Below are 20,897 nucleotides of genomic sequence, written 5' to 3'. Positions count from 1 at the left end.
CGAGCGGCGCTCACTCCAAGAGGCAGGCACCTAACGGGATACGGCGTCGTGGCGATAAGCCATCATCCCAAGTGATTACAGGCTAAATTCCACCCGCAGCGGATTGTGATCGGAAGCGTCTGTGACCAGTACCGAAGCGTGTGCAACGTTCAGCTCGCGATAGAAAACAAAGTCCAGAGGACGGCCGAACGCTCTGCGCCGCTGATCGTGGCTAAATGTCACTTCTTTTAGTCCCATCACCCCGGCAAAACGGTACAAAGCGTTGCTTCTCGGCTGACTCCATGCGTTAAAATCCCCCGCCATAATTACCGGTCCACGGTGGTGGTTTAGATGATCCCCGATTGCCTGTAGCTGCTTGGTATAGACCTCAACGCCGAAGCTGAAATTCACCGCGTGGATGTTAACGACCATTAACGAACGTCCGTCGTGCAGACGATAGATCGTCACCAGGGCGGATTTAGACAGCCGAAGCAACGGCTCACGCTCACGCAACGGGCAGCAGTACATTGGTTGCGCGGCAGAGAGCGTCATCACACCCGACGGGTGCAGCGGAAGGGAAAATGCGGGAACCTGATCGGCGGCAGGATAGTGGGAAGTGGCGAACTGAATTAACTCCGGCGAACTCTGCGCTTCCTGCAGTAACATGAGTTGAGCGTTATTGCCGAAGCCCTTCAGCACCGACAGCCAGTCCATCCGCTGTTGTTTGAAAATGTTCCAGACCAGTAAACGTAAAACGCCGTCCTCTAAAGGCAACGGACCGGACAACTCCGGCTGCCCGGCATAATGCATCACCACCGGGGGGAAAATTCTCTCCACAGGCTGCCCGGCAACATATCTCATGGCATAAGTTTTCTTTCGCACGTCTCGCCTGCTATCAAGATGACAGAGTGTCAGCTACTGCTTACTGCAATAGTGATAGTCCAGTTATAGGGGCTTTGTCGGTGAGTTTCAACAGCAGATTGGAAAACGGCAGGAGCCGTTTGGGGCGACTAGCGGGGTCAAAACAACCCAGGTTATCCCCAAGAAAAAAGAGAAAAAAACCTCTATCGCAATCACTTACGTGACATGAATGCGGCACCTTAATCGTCACGGTTTCCCCACTACTCATATTGTAATAAGAAGCTACGTCTCTTCGTCATGGCACCGTTCGCCAACACGGAGACACGGTATCCATCGAGAGCCTCTGGTCGATTAACCCCTTCCTCGACAACGGTTTGTTCAGCAGAAGGTTTTCGCCCTCTTATATAAGCCGACAAAATCTGACGGGCGAAATAATTATATTATTTTCAATGAGATAGCTATTTGCAATCATCGAAAAAAACCAAGATATTAAATCTTCCGCACCTATCATTAATCAAAAGAGGATCTATGAAATCAAAACTATTGGCTTGCTGTTTTTTGACGGCCGCTTTCCCACTGTTGGCCTCGGCTGGCGTAATCACGAAATCATCAACACCTTATCCGCAGTACGTTCCGTCAAGTGGCGTTCCGTCCACCTCGTTCAGCGCCTTCCACGTCTATTCCGCTGATTTTCCCAAGGGCAATCTGATCGTAACCAAGAGGTTACTTTCCGTTAGTTACCAAACGACAAAATTCCCCGCAGCGTATAGTGATAACGTGCAGCTGTGCTACTTCAACCCTTATCAAGCTTCGGCAGCAAGTTGTGTTCCGGCAAAGGCTGGCGCCACCGGTTCCACTGCGGCATTTGATAACCAAATTTTCTCAATCGGTGCGCAAATACAAATTCGTCATGAGCTGACCGGGAAACCTCGCTCTACGCTGCAACCTGCCGGCAAGGAATCCGTTACCTTCAACTATGGCGATTTGTAGTCAGTCTGCTGTGTAAGACTACAACATCGCGGAACTAGACCCTGTGAGCGAAGCCCCGGCACGTCTGTGCGGTTCTGAAGCGGAGATCAGTGGAGCAGGTCGAATACGCCGTAAACAGCAATAAAAGCCCTGAACAAAGGGTTCAGGGCTATCGGGTTTACCTTCTTTATCTTGGGATGCATCGACGCAATACGCCTGCATCATAGCGATGCTTAACGAGCATGAGCGCTAGTCACACGTCCCGCATTCTGCGACGGAAATATAGTCCGTGTAAATCTGCGGTGACCCAGAGAAAGAGGCCAGCTTTTTCCACTCTTCGTACATCTGCTTGGTGTCGCGATGCGCCTGGGCGAATTTATCGGTTTCCTGAGTGCCGATATCCGCTTCCGGATAAAAGACCGTCAATGCCTCCACGCTCTCAATCTCCATCATGACAACGTATTGATCCAGTCGGTTGCCGCGCTCCCCTTTCAGCAGGTGAAATTTCCAGCCGGGATAGTCTTCTATGCGGTGATGGTTCTCTGCGATAAAGCATTCGAATTCAGCGGGGGTGACCCCCGTTCGCAATGCCAGATTATGGATACCAATAATTCGCGCGGTCCTCTCCTCCCCCGGCCCTTGATGATAGCGGGGGCCAGGTTTCACCGTGCTTTTGTTGTTTTCGGCCAACAGCCGGTAGTCGGTGAACAACGTCGGCAATTCCGCGAAAGTGGCCAAATGTTTCCACACTTCGAGGATTCCCTGCGCTTCAGGCGTCTGTTGCCAGAACTGCTGAGCCAGCGCCGTCGGGTTGCCGTTTTCATCGACGTATAGGTCACGCGCCTCGGCGTTTTTCATTTCGAACAGCATCAGATATTGATCGGTACGTTCGCCGCGCAGCCCGCGCAACAAGGTCCAACGCCATCCCGGATAAATCGGCAGCTGAACGCCTTTGTCACGCACAAAGGCTTCGAATTGCGCGTTGGTGACGCCGGCTTCGGTATCAATGCCGATGTAATAAAAACTGAATACACGAGAAGAGAAATTCTGCATCACAATCATCCTTATGCGCCCTTACCGCGCCGACGGCAGAGACCAACGGCGGCGGTTTTTTGGCGTACATTCCGTATGTTACGAGATCCCTCATCCGACGCCGAGAGGCGTCGGACTCGATGTCTCGAACTGCGTGTTGATAATGGCCTCCACCAACACTCGTCCTTCCGGCGAGAGGGTGACCACCGCGTTGTCCACGGTCACTAACCCTTTTTCTTCCAAGTGAGTTAACGCCGCCGAAATGGTGGGATTGTCAAAGAAGCTCTCACCATCGAAGCGTTTTTTGAAGACCGCATCATCGACAGGGATCAGCGTTGATAACGCCATCTTGAAGGCATTGACGCGCTGCTGATGCGGGGAGAACCCCCGGACCGAGCCACACGGTAGACGCCCCGCGTTTAAGGCATCGCGGTACTCGTCATACTCCGTCAGGTTGATCATCTCAGAGCGACGAGACTTGGAGCTGCCGCCCAGCCCTATCGCAACCTCGGGATATTGTTTGTCCAGATCGGTGATCAGGCTTTTCCATTTCTCCGGCGGCAAATCACGTTTGTGGAAATACATGGTGGGATGTTCGAGATAGTCATCGGCCAGATAGCTCTCCACCAGCTCACGCATCTGGTACTGTTTTCCCAAACTGGGCATTTCGTTATCGCCCAGCGAAATCAATTTGCGCTGCCAGAGGTTTTTCCGTTTCGCCGACACGCCGCTGCGGGTTTCCATAAACTCTTTCATATGCAGCTTGGTGCAAACCACATGCGACAGGTCGTATTTCTTCACCATCTCCATGTCGTAGGCGACGTCATCCACTTTCTGCCCCATCAGCCCATACATCAGGTCGATGGTGATCAGCTCGTACCCCATCGCTTTGGCATTTTCCAACGTGGAAAAACACTCCGCCGCCGTATGTCTTCTGCCGCAGGCATGGATAAGGCGATCGTTGAACGACTGCGCGCCAAATGACAGCTTGGTGAACCCCAGTTCCTTCAAGATACCGAGATAATTTTCAGGCAGGCTGCCCGGCTCGCCTTCAAACCGCAAGGTAGCGGAGGAAAAGTTAAAGTTCTCCTTGTAAAACGCCATCAGCCGACGTAATTCGACTTCCGGCAGCAGCGAGGGCGTCCCGCCGAAGATATTGAATTCGCCGACGGGCGTATGGCGAAGGCTCGGGACATGTTTCAGCCACAGCTGGGCCTCTTTGATGTTCAGATCCACGACTTCGCTAAACAGCGCGCCCGCCTTGGCAGAATCCGGGTTGAGGATCACCGTGGGAAACTGGCAAAAATGACACTTATAACGGCAAGTTGGAATGTAAGCCCAGAGATGGATCTGCTCGGCGTTGCCGATTTCCACATCCATGTCTGCATGAAACGCCGATAAAGGGTAATCCTCAATATCGCCAGGAAAAACGTGGCAACCAAAGGGATCTTTGACGACATAGTCGAGCAACGTCGCATTCTCTTCCTTCTCCAGCACCTCACACACTAACGGCGTGGGATATCGGCTATCGAGATCGAGCAACGTATCAAGATGGCTCTTATTCATCAAAACNCCCCGCCATTGGCAAAATAGTTGTGCGCTTCGCCCGACTCGCGGTCTTCGCAGAAATAGTACACAAAGCGCAGGAAGNCTTTTTCATCCACGGTATCGAAACAGGCAGGCAGCGGCGGCGCGGAGCCGATATCTTCGCCGACAAAACGCCGCAGCGAGTTGAAGATTTCGTGTCTGAATTCAAAATAGAGTCGGAACGCCGGGGTTTTGTAGGCATGAATCGGCTTGAAGTCGACGACGCTGGTTTCATACTTGATTTGGTAGATACGTCGATAGAGACTTTCCGCCACCTCCGGCGTGAAGAACTCAATGACTTCGGGGTTGTCCACCAGCAGCGATGGATTGAGTAACACCGGTAGTACGATATTTTTCGGTATGTAGTCTTTGATCGAGTTGAACCAGGAGACTTCAGCCTGTTCGGGCGACAGATCCTGATAGTTTTCCAACGCGTGGTCCGTCGGGCGCACATCCTTCATGATGATGATGCCGTCTTTTCCATAGGCAGTCCCATTCATCACCTCGTACAGCAGTGTATCCACCCTCCGGCTGTTGATTTTAACGTAAGCTTCGGGCGCATAGACGGGTTTACCGCCGCAGGCGATGACCTTGATGCCGAAGTCCCAGTCGTCGGAGAGGTGTTCGACAAAGCGCCCTCCTTCCAACTGGTAGAAAATCTCGATGCCGCCAACCGCATCATACATCCGCTTTTCGACCGCAAACCCTTTGCCATCAGGGAAACCGCCGAACAGCGAGAACGAAAAGTGGCGGCAGCGCAGGGTTTTATCAATTTCACGATACAGGTTGGGGCGCAGCTCAAAATCCCGTTTGTCGTAGTAGTAATTACAGGTACCGAGATCGCCATGCTGTTCAAGCATGGTGTAAACCAGTTCGTCGATCCAATATTTATCCACCTCACAGTCCGCATCGGCGGAAACGATATAGTGCTTATGATCGATACCGTATTCGATATTACGGATACCGGCGCGCTGAGAGGCGTAATCCATGCCTTTTTTTCTGGCTGAAGAGACGCCCTGCGTGGTTTCATTGATGATATGTATTGTCAGGTCTTTATATTTATCCTGAGCTGCTTTGACTTTCTGAATAGAGTCATCCGTCGAATTATTATCAACGATAATTAATTCCATATTATCCAGGGTAAATATGCCGTATTTCGATGTCTGCCGATAAATAGAATCAATGACGGCTTCAATGCGATTCCCTTCATTATAAACCGGCAGCACAATGGATATATAAGTTTCTTTACGCATAACAACTCCCTATTACACATTAAAAACGTGGCCAAATATCTTGTTGGAAATGAGTTTTTCCCCGATATGGAAATTATGTTTCGCGATGAACTCTCGTTTCGACTTGTCGGCAACCAATCCATAAACACGTTGCACAAAATCATCGTCCGGCCAGCCGTCCTGGTCGGCAGAAATCGTCATCAGTTCGGTTTGAAAGCCGTATTGACCGTAGACCTCGTCGTAATACTCATAGTGAGTGGCGATGTAACACCGCTGGTGGCTGATCGCTTCCCCAATCGGATTGCCGTAGCTGTCGTAGTCGTACGATGTGAGAAAGGAGACGATATCGCAGGACTCATAGAGATCCTGAACCGTATACGCATCGCCGCTTTCGTCGATAAAGTCATGCTGCAATGCGCCGATGAAGTGGACAAACCGCTCCATTCCCAATTCGCTGACATAGTCTTTCAAATAACGAAAGTAGCGAGCGTCTTCTTGCTCCCCCCCCGCAATAATTAAATAGACGCAGGGCTCTTTATTATTTTTAACGCACAGCTCATTGAGTTTTTTAGTCAGATAGATATCTCGTTCCAGACGTTTCACAGGAACAAGTCGCGTCGTGCGCGCAATCAGAATATCGTTCTCTGAAATCCCAAATTCAGGGCGCAGGGATTTCCGCTTTTTATCGCCTTCGAAACAGTAGCAATTACGCATGACGTCAATATTAACCCCGCTCCATTCACTGAGCTTGCTGGCGAGGGCATCATTAAGCGTGACGTAATTGATATATTTCGTAGGAATCGGTTTCACGGCATACGGCCAGGGTTCGCCTCCGTATTTCCCACAGGCCGTTTCGCTGTTCCACATGAGATCGTGGTCGCGCCAGAGCACGAAACATCCGAGTCCGTTCTCTTCTCCGTAAGCGGCAATCGCTTTATACAGCGCATGGGTATACACGATATTTTCAGGCAGCGTGCCGTTTTCAACGACGACGTGAGTAATGCCTAATTCACGCCAGGTCGCCACAATGCGCTCGGATAAGGCGTCAGCGACCACATGAACATCCGCCAGCTTACGCGCTTTTTTTTCTTCGCTGGAAGGAATACTTCCATTGATCAACAGGTTATTCACGTCCTCGATAAAATACGGAGTGTAACCGGGCAGCTCGCCCTCCCCCGTCGCTCTCACCACCGTAAAGATCTGACCGAAGGCGCTCTTCTCTTTCTGCGTATAAGGCCTGCCGAAATTGCCTTTATCGATCTTGATGTCGAACCCAAGATCAATGAATGACTCGAAGCCTCTCTGATTGAGGCAGGAAGCCAGCTTGGCCGCTTCCACGGTAATACCGGAAACCGCGACGCCATCAAATGAAATGAATATGGCCCTATTCTTTACATCCATGAGTCTTTCCTTCGCTTAATTGAGTAATTCAGAACGACCTGAGTACGGCGCGAGCCGGCCCGAGGTTAAAATGAACATCACCGCGCAAGGAGCGTGTCTAGCGCGATTCATCCGAGAGCGTATAGCCCAGCCGTTTAAGCTGCGGTCCCGCCACCGCCTCGAACTCGGCGATCTGACGCGCTGACAAATCACGCTGATAACGCCCGACCGGGGACGTGGAGATCGCTTTGGCGGCGGCTTCCGCAGCGGGATGATCCCAAGGGTTTTCGAACAACACATGCGAAACCTCGTGATGCGCCAACACCTGGTCGCTCCACTCAACGCCGATAAAATCGGTCATCCGCTTGATAACCTCTGCCGGCGAGGTCACCAGATCTTCATAGCGAATCTCCAGATAGCGCCCCTGCGGCGCCACGGTCACGGGCCGGGAGACGATCTCTACCCAGCCGCGCGCCATTTCCGATGGCGTTTTGTATCCCCATTTGGGGACGGATTTGAGGTGGGAAGCGAAGAGATCTCGGCCATCACGGACGATATGGATAAACCGCGCTTCGGGCCAAATCCGCGCAAAATCATCAATGCGGGCGATTTTGCGCTGCAACTTTTGGCCCCAGAACAGGCCGCCGTATTTCCTGAGCCGATAGGCGCCGATCTTCTCGATCAGATAGCAGCGATCGACAAAGCGACTGAGATCGCTTTTGCGTTCGGCCATCGCGGCTTCGACCAGCTCGATCAGCTCGTCATTCGGCACGCCGGAACGCTGACACTGCTTAACGAAGTGCGCGCCATCAAACCAGAAGGGATCTTCCGTCTCCGTGCCCGGACCGAGCACGCGGGGATCGTTAGCGGAGAGCAGCCGCGCCGCCTCAAGGATGTGCGGTCCCAGATCGAGCGGCTCAAGAAAATCGATTTCAGGCGCGACGACCAGATCGGGATGCGCATCCAAAATAATACTTTGCAGCGTCGTCCCAGAGCGATTCTCCCCCCCTAGCAGCACGGGCGCTTTGACGTTAGCTTCTGGCTTCATACGACCCTCGACGAAAATTTAAGGCGTGAACGACATCCGCTTCCAGATCCACCTCAAAGGCCACGCCGAACGCAGAGCGCGCATAGTCTTTCCGCCGCTTCTCGTCAATCGCGCCCATGTCCCCGCCGGTGTCGTTTCCAGACGTTTTGACGGCCTCCAGCGACGCTTTGAAAATGGACACCGCATGCGCCAGCTCCGGCTGACCAAAGGCGAAATTGATCATGTGCGTACCGTTGCACTCTAAAAACAGGCCATGCGCAAAGCATTCGGCCGTCACCGCATCGGCCACCTTGGCATTAGCGAAAACCGTTTTAAACATCAGCGGCGGGCCGGTCACCCAAAGGGGAATGCCGACCTCATCCGCCGCCATCTGAAGCCGGCGGATCAACTCAGCGCCGGTTTTCAGCGCGGCGTCGTGAGGTCGCTCTTCCCTGAAGATCCGCAGCGCCACTAGCGCGGCCGCCATCGAAGTCACCTCTTTGTTGTAGGTGCCCGCCAGCCCGGCGGCATCGTAGGCGTTGATCAGATCCGCCTTTCCGGCGACGGTCGATAGCGCGAAGCCGTTGGCGAGGCCTTTACTGACAATCATCAAATCGGCATCCACCCCGCCATCTCCGTGAACGCCATGTGCGCCGTAACGCAGTCCGGACATCACCTCATCGAGAATGAAGGGAACCCCGGCGGCGCGGCACAGACGCCCCATCTCGTTAAAGTGGCTTTCCGGAAACCAGCCCAATTCAGGCGTGACGATGACGGCGGCGATACGGTCTCGCGCCACATCCAGCGCGGTGGAGAGCGCCTGCAGGTTGTAGCCGAAATGGAAGACATCCGTTTCCGGGTCGTAGCAAAGCTGACCAAACTGACGATGCCAGTCGTGCCAGCCGTGGTAGCCGCTGGACAGGACGATCCGCCGTCCGGTGTAGGCTCTGGCCATTCTGATCGCCGCCGAGGTGCCGTCCGNCCCCGTGCGGAAAAAGACCGCCTTTTCAACGCTGGGATAGCGCGCCACCAGTTGCTCGGCCAGCTCGATTCGCTGCGGGGAGAGCGTGGTCGGAAAGATGATGCCGCGCGACTGAATCTGATCGACCACGGCCTGATCGATTTCAGTACGCCGATGGCCGAAAAGTACGGTGCCGTTTGACGAGGTCATGTCCAGAATCGTTCGACCATCGCAGTCCTTTAGCCAGGCGCCCTTGGCGCTTTGCACTACGAATGGCGGGCGAGCGGAAATGTCGTATTCGCGGGCGGCGGTAGATGCGATCGCCCGTCGTAACTGCTGCTGATTATTATCCATCGTGTTTATCGCTCCTGAGTGGGGTTCAGCGCATCGCTACGGCCATGCGTCGCGCGTTGGCCATAATGGTGTGAGTTGGATTTGAGTTTCCGGCAAAGGNCATGACGGAGGCATCCATGACGTAGATGTTGTCGTAACCGTGAACGAGACCCGCGACGTCGACGNCCGACCGCGTGGCATCCGTCCCTGCCCGCGCCGTACCATGCAAATGCGAGCCGCCTTTGTTATGCACAGACGGTTCACGCTCTATCGTCTTCGCGCCGGCTTCTCTGAGAATTTCCTCCGCCCGCGCCGCCATAAAGCCAATACGCGCCAAATCGCTGTCGGAGTTTTTGTAATTGAACTTGATCAGCGGATTGCCAAACTCATCCTGATGCTCATCCAGAGTGATGCGGTTGTGGGACCACGCCTCTTCGCCCGCGAGATAGTGCAAACGGATGCGGCCGATGTTGCGGAGCGGTTCCGGGGAGGCCACCTCATACAGCAGTCCGCCAATACCGGTGGGGACGTCGGCGTTCTGATAAAAGTCATCGGTGTAGACGGACGCGGGCGCGCCTTGATGCGGGGCGCACAGCCCATCCTCCTTCGCCCAGGCAGGGTTAGAGCCGGTCGTGTAACCGGTGATTTTGAAGGAGAGACCGCGGCCAACCAGGTCGTGCTCGTTGCCGATGCCGCGCGGGGCGAGCACGGAGGTCGAGCGCAGCAGCAGCGCGCTGGTTTGAATGGCGTTGCCGCAGCAGATGATTTTGTTGACGGGAATGCTCAAATGTTCGGATGAGAATGGGATATAGCACTCCGCCGACTGGGCATGCCCTTCGTTGGAGAGCCGGATGCTATTCACCATGCAGCCGAATAGCACGGTAATGGATCCCGGCAGCGCCGAGTCGTCAATCACCGATCGGTTCAGAATCGACGCCTTGGCGCCCGTCGTACAAGAGCGGCTGTCGCAGGCGGAACAGAATTGGCATCCGTTGTCGCAGCCCGCCGGAATAATGGCGAGCGGCATGTTACGCGGGCGGTACCCCAGCGAAGCCATCGCATGGGCGATCTTCTTGCCGCGCGCGCTAAACGGATAGCTGCTGACGTCTTGCATCCCCAGCATGGATTCGATGTAGCCGTAATGTTCTTCCAGATCTTGCAAGGTGATGGGCCAATCCATCTCCATATCCGAATGCAGATAGCGGCTGATCCGCATATCCACATCGCGGTAGCGAAAGGTGATAGCGGAATAGAACTGCATACCGCCCCCGACGCAGCAAGCGGTCCAGGGGTTGCCGTCCTGTAACCCGGTTCCGGTGATGGCCCGGCTATATATGGACTGATGCGTCCCCAGCACTTCTCCCGGCGACGCCAGTCCGCCCAGTTCCAGAATCAGAACATCCTTGCCCTGTTCCGCCAGCGTACGCGCCACCGTCGCGCCGGAGGGGCCGGAGCCCACAATGACGGCATCGAATTGGTCAAAACGTCCTTGATAAGCGCTAATGTGCTTAATCATTGTCATGGTTCATTGCTCCTTCATTTAAAATTTCATCAACACATCAGACAGTCAGGGCCAGGGACCGCTGGCACTGCCGATCGTCGACAACGCATTCCTTGCAACCAACGCCGCCGAAAATGACGGGGCGGCACCGCCCGCCGCTACACCAGGAGTCATGGCCTTTCTTCCATTTGATCTGTTTTAGCGCGTCGTTACGGGATGCATCCTTGCCGAGCGCGCTCAGGCCCTCAAACACACACAGGGCATCCGTCCCGCGTCGCCTGCCAGGCGTTGCAGCGACAGGTCATCCACAAAACGATGTAGCCACACGTCGATGGAGGCATGCCGTAAAATGCTCAGCATGCTCTGGTGGCGTTCTATGCGTTCTTCGAGCGGCATCATTAAAGCGCGGTCCAGCGCGGCGGCGACTTCCCGCGGGTCGTACGGATTGACGATCAACGCGGCATCCAATTCCCTCGCCGCGCCGGCGAAGCAAGACAACACCAGCACGCCGGGATCCGTTTCCTCCTGGACCGCCACATACTCTTTCGCCACCAGATTCATCCCGTCTCGCAGCGGCGTGACGCAGGCGACGTGCGCCTGGCGATATAAGCCCATCAGTCGCCGGCGATCGCAGTTCTTGTTCATGTAATTCAGAGCCAGCCAGTCCAGCTCGGAGTAGCCGCCGTTTATGCGCCCGGCCAGCGCATCCAGCTGCTCGCGTATCTGGCGGTAACTTAAGATGTCATCGCGGGTGGTCGGCGCGAACTGGACAAACTGAACCCGCCGCCGATGCTCGGGATAATGTTTCAGCAGCAGTTCGTAAGCGCTGAAGCGCTCAGGTAAGCCTTTGGAGTAATCCAACCTGTCGACGCTGAAGATCGCTTTACGTCCCAGATGACGTGAGACCTGGTCTAGCAGATGAAGGTCGGAAGAGTTGTCCTCCGCCAGCTGTCTAAGCGGTTCAATCGCAACGCTGATGGGGTAAACGCCGCTGTTGACGATGCCGTCGCTCATTCCCATGCGGCTGGCGTAATCTCGAAAAGCCTGGTGATCTTCTTCGGTCTGAAAGCCCAGCAGATCGTAATCCGTCATGCTCGAGAACAGCTCACGGTGCGGCGGTATCGTCATGGCGATGACGCTAGACGGGAAAGGAATATGCAGAAAGAAACCGATACGGTTGTGGATGCCAATCGACCGACAGGCCTGGGCGAAAGGAAGGAGGTGGTAATCCTGTACCCAGATGATATCGTCCGGCCGAAGCAGCGGTTTCAGCATCTGCGCCAGACGACGGTTAACGCGCAGATACCCTTGGTACTCTTCATTGTCGTAGCGCGCCAGGTCGACGCGGTAGTGGAACGTCGGCCACAACGTGCCGTTAGAGAAGCCGCAGTAATATTGTTGATACTCTTCCGCGGTCAGCGCGGTCGTTGCGAAGGTGACGTTATTCAGACTTCGCTGTTCGACGCGGGTTGGACACTGTTCTACCTCGCCATTCCAGCCGAACCAGACGCCGCCGCTAAGCTCCAGTGCGGCCATCATCCCGCTGGCCAATCCTCCCGCGGGACAGTCATCNAACGCTGGGGGAACGCGATTAGATACCACCACAAGCCGGTTCATCGCGACACCGCCTTATCCGCACACGGCGGGTCGGCGAACGAGGTCAAACACGATAACCACTCCCCGACGGCATCGACACTCGCCAGTCGATGCCTCGCGCAGGTAGGGCCAGCGCCGATTTTAATCGCTATCCCNCCCAACGCCTGCGCAGCATCAAAACCCTGTTCGTCGGTGAGATCGTCACCCACGAAGACGGGGGTACGGCCCTGAAACGGCGTTTCCGTCATAAACGCCCGCAACGCGCGCCCTTTGTTCACGTTTTCAGGCTTAATTTCAACAACGCATTTCCCCTGCTGGGCCGCCCACTGGGGATAATCCTCAATCAGCGCTAAGGCGAGCCGGGCCGCTTCGGGTTCGAATTGCGGACACTGGCGGTAGTGCAACGCCACGGCAGTGTTCCCTTTGGCTTCGAGAAAAGCGTCGGGATGCTGACTCACCCAATACTTCAGTCGCAAACAGAGTTCTACGGGCAGACTGACCTCACTGCGATGAACCGTCCCATCCGCACGACGACGTTCGCCGCCATGAACTCCCGCCGCAGGGAGCAGCAACGGCGCCAGCAGACCATCGATATCCGCTAAACGCCGTCCTGAGATAATCCCTACGGCGCCATCACAGCCGTGAAACAGCAGGCGAAGAAGGGATAAGCGCGTCAAGGGAATGGAGGTGTCCTCTGGACGGGCGCAAATTTCCGCGAGCGTACCGTCGATATCGAAGAAAAACGCAGTGTCGCTAAGCCTCAATGCCGGCAGCGAATCTGGCTGATTCAAATCTTCATGGTTTTCTGGAGTCACGTTCACAATCCTCTCTTGGTGATAGCGAGTTCAGTACTGATTCGCCAAAAGCAGCCGTATTCCTGATGTCAGTAATTGATTCATTTAGACTCATCCTGAATTCGCTCACGGCTCTTTTCCCTGTGAGCGCCAGCATTCATGAATTAGCGTCTAGCGATATCCTTCACTGACGTGACGATATGGGTTCCGTCCCCCAGATGAACTTCTCATTTCTGGAGATAGCCGAAGATCATCGGGTACTTCCAGAAAATAAACATTGAATCAGTACCACCTGAGAAATTGGCGGACCTGAATTTGTATTGTTATTTATTTCACCAGATTGAAAACAAACACAATCCATCATCCATTTATTGCTCTGGGCTTAATTGGCTATAGATTCATTCGCCACTTCATAGTGATTTACGCGCAATGGATTGATTTTGGTATTAATTAAAAGATTTATACAAACCACATCATTGAATTCATCACAATTGCCATCAATCACATGACCATGCTGAGCGTCATACGTATATTTATATACGTTTCAGTCTCAACAGAACCCTTTTATAAAAAATAAAAATCTTATATGTCATGATGATAAACACAATCATCTGACGGATTAATACGCATCATGAATTGATGAATGTCTTCAGAAAACCAACGAAACATAAAGGTTTGGTTAACCAGATTCTAACCAAGTTGAATCACAAAGCAATTCTTAAATTTATGTTTTTCATTACACTCCGCTTAGGTTGTTACATTCATTAATAATGGTTCCTTAATGGATTCAAAATCAAAACTATAATTCATTAAGCGCCATAAAATTATATTCATGCTTTTTCAACATGCTGTGATTTAGTCTCAAAAAATAGAGACTTAACTCAGTGAAATGAAAATAAAAAGAGAGAGAGCGCATGAACAATCAAATAAACTCCAACTTCAACAATAGGAACATACTGAAAAACCATCATTGAATACTGTTTTAAAAAAGCATATCTTAACAAATATTCCTCTACAATCTCCTTCAACATCACTATTAGTTATTCAGAGATAACCCTATCTCCATCAATAGATAATTTATATAGGCACTTTAAATAAATTTAATGACTACATCTAATAAGTATTAATTGAGAGATAGTTTCTCCCCCTTAGTTACGGATGGTATTTTTTGGTTTTTTTATAGAAGTGATGGACTTAAAAATAATACCCGCACCGTTTAGCTGACCAAAAAATTACTTTATGACTTCAATAACTAAACCAGTGAAGACGATCAGGCTCGCGAGATCGATTCAGGCATCCCGCCCAAACGACAGTGAAGTCCCAGCAGTTCGTCAAAAGCCGGCGAGGAGTCCACAGGAAGGGGCGATCGCATAAAGAGGTCATGATAAGCGACAGAAGATATCCATCAGACCATGAGATGATTTTCTGGGATCTGAATGAACAATTATTGAGTGCAATATGGGCGCTTTGCTGAGCGTCAGTGAAAGATGGCTGAGGGATTAAGGCTCCTGGAATAGGAGGAAGGTATGCTCGGAGGATTTCCCCCAGTGCATCCTTTTGTAAGCGATTTGTCTTGATCGCAGTAGATAGCCATGGGGAGATTAAAGGGCAAATGTTTATCGGGAAGGAAGTGCAGCGCTGGCTAGTTGCCATACGCTGGAAACGGCAGGATAGGACAGCACTGCGCGATCAAAGAGCGATTCCAATCGTTTTCACAGGTATCCAGAGAGAAGACGTGAATCGCCTCTCATCAGGCGAGGGGGACAGTTGACAACACTCTCGCTAATTTCCGAAAAAGACAGTAGGAAAGATAAATGGGGTTTGATCTATGTGGATCATTTCACGCTTGAGTACCCGCTGATTATCACGGTATCTTAAGGACGAAAAAAAACCGTACCCCTTTACGGTAGTACGGTTTTTTCCATCTGGGCATGAAGAACATCCCAGGACAATATAAGTGGCGGAACGGACGGGACTCGAACCCGCGACCCCCTGCGTGACAGGCAGGTATTCTAACCAACTGAACTACCGCTCCACCGATTCTGTATCGTTACCGGATAATCGTCTTCCAGTAACCGGTGCTGTGCACCTTAAATTAATGCCTGGCAGTTCCCTACTCTCACATGGGGAGACCCCACACTACCATCGGCGCTACGGCGTTTCACTGCTGAGTTCGGCATGGGGTCAGGTGGGACCACCGCGCTATCGCCGCCAGGCAAATTCTGTTTCATTCCAGCCGTTACACTCTCTTCCCGTGCAACCACCAGAACCAATCTTTGAACAAGCTGAATCTCGTCTCTCTAAAAACACCTTCGGTGTTGTAAGGTTAAGCCTCTCGGGTCATTAGTACTGGTTAGCTCAACGTATCGCTACGCTTACACATCCAGCCTATCTACGTCGTCGTCTTCAACGGCCCTTCAGGGGACTCAAGGTCCCAGGGAAGACTCATCTCGGGGCAAGTTTCCCGCTTAGATGCTTTCAGCGGTTATCTCTTCCGCACTTAGCTACCGGGCAATGCCATTGGCATGACAACCCGAACACCAGTGGTGCGTTCACTCCGGTCCTCTCGTACTAGGAGCANCCCCCCTCAATCTTCCAACGCCCACGGCAGATAGGGACCGAACTGTCTCACGACGTTCTAAACCCAGCTCGCGNACCACTTTAAACGGCGAACAGCCGTACCCTTGGGACCTACTTCAGCCCCAGGATGTGATGAGCCGACATCGAGGTGCCAAACACCGCCGTCGATATGAACTCTTGGGCGGTATCAGCCTGTTATCCCCGGAGTACCTTTTATCCGTTGAGCGATGGCCCTTCCATTCAGAACCACCGGATCACTAAGACCTGCTTTCGCACCTGCTCGAGCCGTCACTCTCGCAGTCAAGCTAGCTTATGCCTTTGCACTAACCTCCTGATGTCCGACCAGGATTAGCTAACCTTCGTGCTCCTCCGTTACTCTTTGGGAGGNGACCGCCCCAGTCAAACTACCCACCAGACACTGTCCGCAACCCCGGTCAGGGGCCCACGTTAGAACATCAAACATTAAAGGGTGGTATTTCAAGGTTGGCTCCATGCAGACTGGCGTCCACACTTCAAAGCCTCCCACCTATCCTACACATCAAGGCTCAAGGTTCAGTGTCAAGCTATAGTAAAGGTTCACGGGGTCTTTCCGTCTTGCCGCGGGTACACTGCATCTTCACAGCGAGTTCAATTTCACTGAGTCTCGGGTGGAGACAGCCTGGCCATCATTACGCCATTCGTGCAGGTCGGAACTTACCCGACAAGGAATTTCGCTACCTTAGGACCGTTATAGTTACGGCCGCCGTTTACCGGGGCTTCGATCAAGAGCTTCGCCTTGCGGCTGACCCCATCAATTAACCTTCCGGCACCGGGCAGGCGTCACACCGTATACGTCCACTTTCGTGTTTGCACAGTGCTGTGTTTTTATTAAACAGTTGCAGCCAGCTGGTATCTGCGACTGGTATCAGCTCCGGGAGCAAGTCCCTTCACCAACGCCAGCGTGCCTTCTCCCGAAGTTACGGCACCATTTTGCCTAGTTCCTTCACCCGAGTTCTCTCAAGCGCCTTGGTATTCTCTACCTGACCACCTGTGTCGGTTTGGGGTACGATTTCGTGTTACCTGGAGCTTAGAGGCTTTTCCTGGAAGCTTGGCATCGGTCACTTCATCACCGTAGTGACTCGTCATCACGCCTCAGTGTTAATGATGTTCCGGATTTACCAAAAACATCCACCTACACGCTTAAACCGGGACAACCGTCGCCCGGATAACCTAGCCTTCTCCGTCCCCCCTTCGCAGTAACACCAAGTACAGGAATATTAACCTGTTTCCCATCGACTACGCCTTTCGGCCTCGCCTTAGGGGTCGACTCACCCTGCCCCGATTAACGTTGGACAGGAACCCTTGGTCTTCCGGCGTGCGGGTNTTTCACCCGCATTATCGTTACTTATGTCAGCATTCGCACTTCTGATCCCTCCAGCAACCCTCACAGGTCACCTTCGCAGGCTTACAGAACGCTCCCCTACCCAACAACACCTGAGTGTCGCTGCCGCAGCTTCGGTGCATGGTTTAGCCCCGTTACATCTTCCGCGCGGGCCGACTCGACCAGTGAGCTATTACGCTTTCTTTAAATGATGGCTGCTTCTAAGCCAACATCCTGGCTGTCTGGGCCTTCCCACATCGTTTCCCACTTAACCATGACTTTGGGACCTTAGCTGGCGGTCTGGGTTGTTTCCCTCTTCACGACGGACGTTAGCACCCGCCGTGTGTCTCCCGTGATAACATTCTTCGGTATTCGCAGTTTGCATCGAGTTGGTAAGCCGGGATGGCCCCCTAGTCGAAACAGTGCTCTACCCCCGAAGATGAGTTCACGAGGCGCTACCTAAATAGCTTTCGGGGAGAACCAGCTATCTCCCGGTTTGATTGGCCTTTCACCCCCAGCCACAAGTCATCCGCTAATTTTTCAACATTAGTCGGTTCGGTCCTCCAGTTAGTGTTACCCAACCTTCAACCTGCCCATGGCTAGATCACCGGGTTTCGGGTCTATACCCTGCAACTTAACGCCCAGTTAAGACTCGGTTTCCCTGCGGCTCCCCTATTCGGTTAACCTTGCTACAGAATATAAGTCGCTGACCCATTATACAAAAGGTACGCAGTCACCCTGATTAATCAAGGCTCCCACTGCTTGTACGTACACGGTTTCAGGTTCTATTTCACTCCCCTCGCCGGGGTTCTTTTCGCCTTTCCCTCACGGTACTGGTTCACTATCGGTCAGTCAGGAGTATTTAGCCTTGGAGGATGGTCCCCCCATATTCAGACAGGATAACACGTGTCCCGCCCTACTCATCGAACTCNCAATCCATGCCTCTTCGTGTACGGGACTATCACCCTCTGTCGTGCGACTTTCCAGACGCTTCCACTAAGACACAAACTGATTCAGGTTCTGGGCTCCTCCCCGTTCGCTCGCCGCTACTAGGGGAATCTCGGTTGATTTCTTTTCCTCGGGGTACTGAGATGTTTCAGTTCCCCCGGTTCGCCTCGCAACACTATGTATTCATGTTGCGATAGTGCAACGGATTGCACTGGGTTTCCCCATTCGGGTATCGTCGGGTATAACGGTTCATATCACCTTGCCGACGCTTTTCGCAGATTAGCACGCCCTTCATCGCCTCTGACTGCCTAGGCATCCACCGTGTACGCTTAGTCACTTAACCTCACAACCCGAAGGTGTTTCGTAAAACACTTCGCGCTGCGATTATTTGAGAGACTCTGATACAACTAAATCACATCTCAGTACTGCACGGAGAGATATGTTCAGCTGTATCGTTTCAAATTTCAGCTTGTTCCAGATTGTTAAAGAGCAAAATACTTCACAGCATACTGTCGCCAATACGCTCTGAAGTCTTTGTATGGTGGAGCTATGCGGGATCGAACCGCAGACCTCCTGCGTGCAAAGCAGGCGCTCTCCCAGCTGAGCTATAGCCCCAAACGTCACTTACAGTTACCTTTAGATACCACTCATGGAAGAGTTAATTTTTTCTTAGGCAAGGCATGCGAGGGCGACGTTTACTCTTGTAAACAAGCCTGAGCATAACGCAGCATAAGAGAAAATTTGGTAGGCCTGAGTGGACTTGAACCACCGACCTCACCCTTATCAGGGGTGCGCTCTAACCACCTGAGCTACAAGCCTATAAAGGTATTTCTGCTCGTTCTTCTTTCATCAGACAATCTGTGTGAGCACTTCACTAGCACTTCACTTTGGTAAGGAGGTGATCCAACCGCAGGTTCCCCTACGGTTACCTTGTTACGACTTCACCCCAGTCATGAATCACAAAGTGGTAAGCGCCCTCCCGAAGGTTAAGCTACCTACTTCTTTTGCAACCCACTCCCATGGTGTGACGGGCGGTGTGTACAAGGCCCGGGAACGTATTCACCGTAGCATTCTGATCTACGATTACTAGCGATTCCGACTTCATGGAGTCGAGTTGCAGACTCCAATCCGGACTACGACGCACTTTATGAGGTCCGCTCACTCTCGCAAGTTCGCTTCTCTTTGTATGCGCCATTGTAGCACGTGTGTAGCCCTACTCGTAAGGGCCATGATGACTTGACGTCATCCCCACCTTCCTCCGGTTTATCACCGGCAGTCTCCTTTGAGTTCCCGACCGAATCGCTGGCAACAAAGGATAAGGGTTGCGCTCGTTGCGGGNCTTAACCCAACATTTCACAACACGAGCTGACGACAGCCATGCAGCACCTGTCTCAGAGCTCCCGAAGGCACCAAGGCATCTCTGCCAAGTTCTCTGGATGTCAAGAGTAGGTAAGGTTCTTCGCGTTGCATCGAATTAAACCACATGCTCCACCGCTTGTGCGGGCCCCCGTCAATTCATTTGAGTTTTAACCTTGCGGCCGTACTCCCCAGGCGGTCGACTTAACGCGTTAGCTCCGGAAGCCACAGTTCAAGACCGCAACCTCCAAGTCGACATCGTTTACAGCGTGGACTACCAGGGTATCTAATCCTGTTTGCTCCCCACGCTTTCGCACCTGAGCGTCAGTCTTTGTCCAGGGGGCCGCCTTCGCCACCGGTATTCCTCCAGATCTCTACGCATTTCACCGCTACACCTGGAATTCTACCCCCCTCTACAAGACTCTAGCCTGCCAGTTTCAAATGCAGTTCCCAAGTTAAGCTCGGGGATTTCACATCTGACTTAACAAACCGCCTGCGTGCGCTTTACGCCCAGTCATTCCGATTAACGCTTGCACCCTCCGTATTACCGCGGCTGCTGGCACGGAGTTAGCCGGTGCTTCTTCTGCGGGTAACGTCAATCAGCGAACGTATTAAGTTCGCTGCCTTCCTCCCCGCTGAAAGTACTTTACAACCCGAAGGCCTTCTTCATACACGCGGCATGGCTGCATCAGGGTTTCCCCCATTGTGCAATATTCCCCACTGCTGCCTCCCGTAGGAGTCTGGACCGTGTCTCAGTTCCAGTGTGGCTGGTCATCCTCTCAGACCAGCTAGAGATCGTCGCCTAGGTGGGCCTTTACCCCGCCTACTAGCTAATCCCATCTGGGTTCATCCGATGGNGTGAGGCCCGAAGGTCCCCCACTTTGGTCTTGCGACGTTATGCGGTATTAGCTACCGTTTCCAGTAGTTATCCCCCTCCATCGGGCAGATCCCCAGACATTACTCACCCGTCCGCCGCTCGCCGGCAAGGAAGCAAGCTTCCTTCCGCTGCCGCTCGACTTGCATGTGTTAGGCCTGCCGCCAGCGTTCAATCTGAGCCATGATCAAACTCTTCAATTAAAAGCTTGATTTGCTAAGTTAATAGCGATGCTCAAAGAATTTACTGTTCATTCGTAATGAATTAACTGTTGTTCACTCTTCAAGACTTTTTCGTATCTGATTGCGATAGTGTCTTGTGAGTGCCCACACAGATTGTCTGATTAAATTGTTAAAGAGCGTTTCGTTGCCGCCGTGGCGACTAACGTGAGGCCGCGTATACTACGCTTACCTCATTCAGAGTCAACGACTTTCTTCGTTTTTCTCCGACTGTCACCGCGTCGCGTTGTCCGCTGCGCCGTGTCAGTGGGAGCGCATTATAGGGATCTCTCCGAGTTGCACAACCCC

General features: G+C 52.8%; 11 protein-coding genes, 3 tRNA genes and 3 rRNA genes. 1 reads left to right on the top strand and 16 read right to left on the bottom strand.

The features are described 5' to 3' along the window. Positions 1-75: 75 nt before the first annotated feature. Complete coding sequence (locus RZ35_RS02245) at positions 76-861, bottom strand: endonuclease/exonuclease/phosphatase family protein (protein WP_026741843.1); 786 nt, start codon at positions 859-861, stop codon at positions 76-78. Positions 862-1,368: 507 nt separating this feature from the next. Here RZ35_RS02245 and RZ35_RS02240 point away from each other — a divergent pair. After that, positions 1,369-1,830, top strand: a complete 462-nt coding sequence (locus RZ35_RS02240) for a hypothetical protein (RefSeq protein ID WP_026741842.1) — start codon at positions 1,369-1,371, stop codon at positions 1,828-1,830. 228 nt (positions 1,831-2,058) lie between these two features. Here RZ35_RS02240 and RZ35_RS02235 read toward each other — a convergent pair whose 3' ends face one another. The 15 genes from RZ35_RS02235 to RZ35_RS02165 form a co-directional block, all read right to left on the bottom strand. Further along, a complete protein-coding gene (locus RZ35_RS02235) occupies positions 2,059-2,862 on the bottom strand; it encodes a hypothetical protein (RefSeq protein ID WP_026741841.1) in 804 nt (267 codons plus the stop codon). 90 nt (positions 2,863-2,952) lie between these two features. Continuing rightward, entirely contained in the window at positions 2,953-4,407 is a 1,455-nt protein-coding gene (locus RZ35_RS02230) for a radical SAM protein (RefSeq protein WP_026741840.1), read from the bottom strand. Beyond that, on the bottom strand, positions 4,407-5,681 hold the full coding sequence (locus RZ35_RS18150; RefSeq protein ID WP_026741839.1) for a glycosyltransferase: 1,275 nt from the start codon (positions 5,679-5,681) through the stop codon (positions 4,407-4,409). Before RZ35_RS18150 ends, RZ35_RS02230 begins: the two co-directional genes overlap by 1 nt. A gap of 12 nt (positions 5,682-5,693) precedes the next feature. Continuing rightward, positions 5,694-7,061, bottom strand: a complete 1,368-nt coding sequence (locus tag RZ35_RS18145; protein ID WP_026741838.1) for a glycosyltransferase family protein — start codon at positions 7,059-7,061, stop codon at positions 5,694-5,696. Positions 7,062-7,158: 97 nt separating this feature from the next. After that, complete coding sequence (locus RZ35_RS02215) at positions 7,159-8,088, bottom strand: sulfotransferase family protein (protein WP_026741837.1); 930 nt, start codon at positions 8,086-8,088, stop codon at positions 7,159-7,161. Then, positions 8,072-9,382 carry an aminotransferase class III-fold pyridoxal phosphate-dependent enzyme gene (locus tag RZ35_RS02210; protein WP_026741836.1) on the bottom strand — a complete coding sequence of 437 codons (1,311 nt, stop codon included), beginning with the start codon at positions 9,380-9,382 and terminating at the stop codon, positions 8,072-8,074. Before RZ35_RS02210 ends, RZ35_RS02215 begins: the two co-directional genes overlap by 17 nt. A 25-nt stretch (positions 9,383-9,407) precedes the next feature. Further along, on the bottom strand, positions 9,408-10,877 hold the full coding sequence (locus tag RZ35_RS02205) for a GMC oxidoreductase (RefSeq protein ID WP_455709676.1): 1,470 nt from the start codon (positions 10,875-10,877) through the stop codon (positions 9,408-9,410). 222 nt (positions 10,878-11,099) lie between these two features. After that, a complete protein-coding gene (locus RZ35_RS02200; RefSeq protein WP_051625439.1) occupies positions 11,100-12,479 on the bottom strand; it encodes an alpha,alpha-trehalose-phosphate synthase (UDP-forming) in 1,380 nt (459 codons plus the stop codon). After that, on the bottom strand, positions 12,476-13,273 hold the full coding sequence (gene otsB, locus RZ35_RS02195; protein WP_235195071.1) for a trehalose-phosphatase: 798 nt from the start codon (positions 13,271-13,273) through the stop codon (positions 12,476-12,478). The genes RZ35_RS02200 and otsB overlap by 4 nt, the downstream gene beginning before the upstream one ends. A 1,937-nt stretch (positions 13,274-15,210) precedes the next feature. Next, positions 15,211-15,287, bottom strand: a tRNA-Asp gene (locus tag RZ35_RS02190). 65 nt (positions 15,288-15,352) lie between these two features. Further along, a 5S ribosomal RNA gene (rrf, locus tag RZ35_RS02185) occupies positions 15,353-15,468 on the bottom strand. 106 nt (positions 15,469-15,574) lie between these two features. Continuing rightward, a 23S ribosomal RNA gene (locus tag RZ35_RS02180) occupies positions 15,575-18,483 on the bottom strand. Positions 18,484-18,679: 196 nt separating this feature from the next. After that, positions 18,680-18,755: transfer RNA gene (locus RZ35_RS02175), tRNA-Ala, on the bottom strand. 127 nt (positions 18,756-18,882) lie between these two features. Next, positions 18,883-18,959 (bottom strand) — tRNA-Ile (locus RZ35_RS02170). A 72-nt stretch (positions 18,960-19,031) separates the two neighbouring features. Continuing rightward, positions 19,032-20,573: ribosomal RNA gene (locus RZ35_RS02165) — 16S ribosomal RNA — on the bottom strand. The 16S, 23S and 5S rRNA genes sit together here with 3 tRNA genes alongside, the layout of an rRNA operon. Between the last annotated feature and the right edge of the window lie 324 nt (positions 20,574-20,897).

Origin of the sequence: Lonsdalea quercina subsp. quercina, assembly GCF_000688655.1 — a bacterium.
Lineage (GTDB): Bacteria > Pseudomonadota > Gammaproteobacteria > Enterobacterales > Enterobacteriaceae > Lonsdalea > Lonsdalea quercina.
This window is presented reverse-complemented; position numbering and strand designations above follow the sequence as displayed.

Excerpts from the sequence above, each read along its gene's own strand:
- RZ35_RS02240 (WP_026741842.1), top strand. The coding sequence starts at position 1,369 with ATGAAATCAAAACTATTGGCTTGCTGTTTTTTGACGGCCGCTTTCCCA.
- RZ35_RS02235 (WP_026741841.1), bottom strand. The coding sequence starts at position 2,862 with ATGCAGAATTTCTCTTCTCGTGTATTCAGTTTTTATTACATCGGCATT.
- RZ35_RS02230 (WP_026741840.1), bottom strand. The coding sequence starts at position 4,407 with ATGAATAAGAGCCATCTTGATACGTTGCTCGATCTCGATAGCCGATAT.
- RZ35_RS18145 (WP_026741838.1), bottom strand. The coding sequence starts at position 7,061 with ATGGATGTAAAGAATAGGGCCATATTCATTTCATTTGATGGCGTCGCG.
- RZ35_RS02215 (WP_026741837.1), bottom strand. The coding sequence starts at position 8,088 with ATGAAGCCAGAAGCTAACGTCAAAGCGCCCGTGCTGCTAGGGGGGGAG.